At 74.1% G+C, this 2,595-nt stretch carries 2 protein-coding genes; both read left to right on the forward strand.

Going from position 1 to position 2,595, the window contains the following annotated elements; genetic code table 11:
* A partial coding sequence (locus AC5LUJ_RS00010) for an isopenicillin N synthase family dioxygenase (RefSeq protein WP_493464284.1) occupies positions 1-1,169 on the forward strand: 1,169 nt, incomplete at its 5' end.
* Between the two features lie 134 nt (positions 1,170-1,303).
* A partial coding sequence (locus tag AC5LUJ_RS00015) for a bifunctional o-acetylhomoserine/o-acetylserine sulfhydrylase (RefSeq protein WP_250290976.1) occupies positions 1,304-2,595 on the forward strand: 1,292 nt, incomplete at its 3' end.

Raw genomic sequence — 2,595 nt, forward strand, 5'->3', positions numbered from 1 at the left:
GGCCTGAGAGGACCCGCACCGGCAACGTCAGCGCCGACGGCATCGGTGCCGGGAGCGCCGACGCCGACAGCACCGGCCCGGACGGGCCGGGCAGCGCCACCGCCAGGCCGGCGGCCGCCCTGCCCACGCTGGATATCGGCCCCTACCGCACGGGCGGCCCCGGGCGGACGGCGTTCCTGGCGGCGCTGCGCGCGGCCTGCCACGGGCCGGGCTTCTTCTACCTCACCGGGCACGGGATCCCGCCGGCCGCCACCGCCGCCGTGCTGGCGGTCAGCCGGGAGTTCTTCCACCTGCCCGAGGCCGTCAAGCTCGAGATCGAGAACATCCACTCGCCGCACTTCCGCGGGTACACCCGGCTCGGCCACGAGATCACCCGGGACAGCCCGGACATCCGCGAGCAGATCGACATCGGCGACGAGCGCCCCGCCCGCCGGCTCGGCCCGCACGACCCGCCCTACCTGCGCCTGGACGGCCCCAACCAGTGGCCGGCCGCGCTCCCCCGGATGCGGGGGATCGTCGGGGCCTACCTGGCCGAGCTGGGACGGCTCGCCCGCACGCTCGTCCACGCGTTCGCCGAGTCCCTCGGCCTGGCCGCCGGCCACCTGGACCCGACGTTCGCCGTCGACCCCCGCTCGCACCTGAAGCTGATCCGCTACCTGCCCGCGCCGCCGGGCTTCGCCGCCGGCTACGACCAGGGCGTCGGCGCCCACAAGGACGGCGGCTTCGTCACGTTCGTCCTCCAGGACGACAGCGGCGGCCTGCAGGTCGCGCGCAGCCCGCGGGCGGGCACGGACGTGCCGGCCGACGGCTGGATCGACGTCACCCCGGTACCGGGGACCTTCGTGGTCAACATCGGTGAGATGTTCGAGCTGGCGACCCAGCGTTACTACCGGGCGACCGTGCACCGGGTCGTCAGCCCGCCGGCCGGGACGGAGCGGGTGTCGGCGGCCTTCTTCTTCGGCCCGCACCTGTCGGCGACGCTGGCGCCCCTGCCGCTGCCGGACGAGCTGCGCCGGCAGCTGCCGGCGGCCGAGCCCCCCGACCCGCGCAACCCGATCTTCGCCGAGCACGGCGTCAACACCCTCAAGAGCTGGCTGCGCAGCCATCCCGAGGTGGCCCGGCGGTACTACTCCGACGTCGAGGCGCCCGCCGGCCGAGGAGCATACTGATCATGTCGCCCGGCCCGGTCCGCCGGTTGTGGGCAGGTGAGCCGGCGGCGGCAGGACGGCGGCAGGACGGCGGGCGGTGGCAGACGGCGGCCAGGCAGTGAACCGACCAGGTAGCGAGCAGTGAGAGGGAACCCGTGACGAGCGAGCCCACGACGTACAGCTTCGAGACCCGGCAGGTCCATGCCGGCGCCCAGCCGGATCCGGCGACGGGTGCCCGCGCGGTGCCGATCTACCAGAGCACGTCGTTCGTCTTCGACGACACCCGTCACGCGGCGGACCTGTTCTCGCTCGCCGAGGTCGGGTTCACCTACACCCGGGTGGTCAACCCGACCCAGGACGTCCTGGAGCAGCGGGTCGCGGACCTGGAGGGCGGTGCCGCGGCGCTGGCGGTGGCCAGCGGCCAGGCGGCGCAGGCGCTGGCGATCCTCACCATCGCCTCCGCCGGCGATCATCTGGTCTCGTCGTCGTCGCTGTACGGCGGGACGTATGCGCTGTTCGCCCACACGCTCTCCGAGCTCGGCATCGAGACGACCTTCATCGACGACCCCGACGACCTGGGTGCCTGGAAGGCCGCCGTGCGTCCGAACACGGCCGCCCTCTACGGGGAGACGATCGGCAACCCGCGCGGGAACGTCCTCGACATCGCCGGGGTGGCCGGGGCCGCGCACGAGGCGGGCGCGCCGCTCATCGTCGACAACACCCTGGCCTCCCCGTACCTGTCCCGCCCGCTCGAGCACGGCGCCGACGTGGTCGTGCACTCGGCGACGAAGTTCATCGGCGGGCACGGCACGTCCATCGGCGGGGTCATCGTCGACGGCGGCCGGTTCGACTGGGGCAACGGGCGTTACCCACGGTTCACCAGCCCGGATCCGTCCTACAACGGGCTGGTGTTCCTCGAGGCCTTCCCGGAGACCGCCTACATCGTGCGGGCCCGGGCGAAGCTGCTGCGCGATCTCGGCCCGGCGCTGTCGCCGGTCAACGCCTTCCTGCTGCTGCAGGGGCTGGAGACGCTGTCGCTGCGGGTACAGCGGCACTCGGAGAACGCGCTGGCGGTGGCGCGCTGGCTTGAGGGCCGCGACGACGTGCTGTGGGTCGCCTACCCGGGGCTGGAGACCAGCCGCTGGCACGCGGCGGCGACGCGCTACCTGCCGGCCGGCGCCGGTGCCGTGCTGGCCTTCGGGATCCGCGGCGGCGCGGCGGCGGGCCGGGCCTTCGTCGAGGCCCTCCAGCTGCACAGCCATCTGGCCAACGTCGGTGACGTGCGCTCGCTGGCGATCCATCCCGCCACGACCACCCACGCCCAGCTCACCGCGGCCGAGCAGGCCGCGAGCGGGGTCAGCGGTGAGCTGGTCCGGCTCTCGGTCGGCCTGGAGGGGATCGACGACATCCTCGCCGACCTGCGCACCGGCTTCGCCGCTGCGGCCGC

It is taken from the genome of Protofrankia sp. CiP1_Cm_nod3 (genome assembly GCF_982290655.1).